Here is a 1,583-nt window from a genome sequence, read left to right on the forward strand (position 1 = left end):
CTCTCGGACGCCTTCCGTGAACGTATCTGGGACATGGGAGCCCGACCGGCCATTCCCGCAAAACGACGCGATGCGCCGGTTGCCTGCCCCAGATGGGTCTATCGGTGTCGGCACCTGGTCGAGAACCTCTGGGCCCGTCTCAAGGAATGGCGTGCTGTTGCAACCAGATACGAGAAAACCGCAGCATCGTTCCTGGCCGTCATACACATCGCTGCAGCCGCAGACTGGATCAAGTGCTAACAGGCCCTAGAGCGTGTCGTCAGTTAATGGGTAGCGATACTGACCTTGTACGGTGCCACATTTTATGATGTTTTCTCTCTGTTTTTTCGGAGAGATACAGAAATGCGTCGGTATGGTCTGAGTGAGAGCCTGTGGTAGAGGATAAAGGATATTCTCCCGGGGCTCGAAGGTTCTGTCGGTGGCAGGACTGCCGATAACCGTCTGTTTGCGGAAGCTGTTCTGTATTGTTACCGTGCTAGCATTCCCCTAGCGCGATCTGTCTTTCGGGTTCGGAGACTGGAAGAACGTCCACCGGCCATTGCGCCGCTGGTGCGAAAGTGGCGTTATTGAACGGATTTTGAGGCATCTGGCCGCCGATCGCGACAATGCATACAATTATGATCGGCAGCACGATTGTCCGTGCATACCAGCACAGCGCGGGAGCCCTCAAAAAGAAGGCACGGATCGGGCGATCCCAGGACGGACCGGCCACGAAGATCCACGCCATTGTCGATGCCGCAGGAAAGGCGGTCGCCCTGTCCCTGACGTCCTCGGACAAAGGGCCGATATCACTGAAGCAGAGCCACCGCTCGATGAAGTCGATCCCGAGGCTTTCATCGCCGACAAGGCTTATGACGCCGATACGCTCATTGAAAAGCTTGAAGAACGGCAGATCACGCCGGTTATTCCTTCAAGAAGAAAGAGACACAATTCTCGTGAAATCTTGCTCTCGCTTTATAAACAACGAAACATTATTGAACGATTGTCCGCCAGATTAAAGCAGTTCAGAGGCATAGCAACACGCTCCGACAAGCTGAAGTCAACATTCCTCGCAGCAGTCCAATTCGTCACCGCAATTTTCGCGTTTAACTGACGACACGCCCTAAGGGTGGAGAGAAATTTAAGTGTTATTTTATAAATATTCTTTCTAACTATTATGAAATTAAAATAAAAAATGTATTTTTATTTCGATTGTATTATATTTATTTATAAAACATTTGTAATTCTTTCTTTGGATGGCAACTTTGGCTGCTGGACGGGGTTTGCCATAAGACGGCCAGATAAAAAGGACCGTCTCTTCTCAGAAAAAGGAATGGTAAAATGGCTAACCAAGGCGGTAAGAGCCCTTTTGGAAATTCGCTATGATAGGTTTTCAAGAGGTTTTGAGTGTGATTCAAAGGCAGGATGTGGACGCCAGCACAACGAGGCCGCATGGCCGGAATTACACGCAAGACGAAACGCTATCCGTCTGATCTGACAGATGAGGAATGGGAGCGCATAGCGCCTCTGATGCCCCCTGCGAACCGGCGTGGTCGGAAACGGACAACCGATTCCCGTGAGATCATCAATGCTCTGCGCTATCT

General features: G+C 50.7%; 3 protein-coding genes. All 3 read left to right on the forward strand.

The annotated features are described in order from the left end of the window. The coding region (locus KP703_RS15380; RefSeq protein WP_215755548.1) for a transposase at positions 1-240 on the forward strand (240 nt) is incomplete at its 5' end. A 298-nt stretch (positions 241-538) separates the two neighbouring features. Continuing rightward, a complete protein-coding gene (locus KP703_RS15385) occupies positions 539-1,093 on the forward strand; it encodes a transposase (protein WP_252354126.1) in 555 nt (184 codons plus the stop codon). A 311-nt stretch (positions 1,094-1,404) separates the two neighbouring features. Then, positions 1,405-1,583 (forward strand): transposase (locus KP703_RS15390; RefSeq protein WP_215755549.1); only part of this gene is annotated, 179 nt, incomplete at its 3' end.

The sequence above is a fragment of the Acetobacter sp. P5B1 genome, assembly GCF_018811985.1.
GTDB lineage: Bacteria > Pseudomonadota > Alphaproteobacteria > Acetobacterales > Acetobacteraceae > Acetobacter > Acetobacter cerevisiae.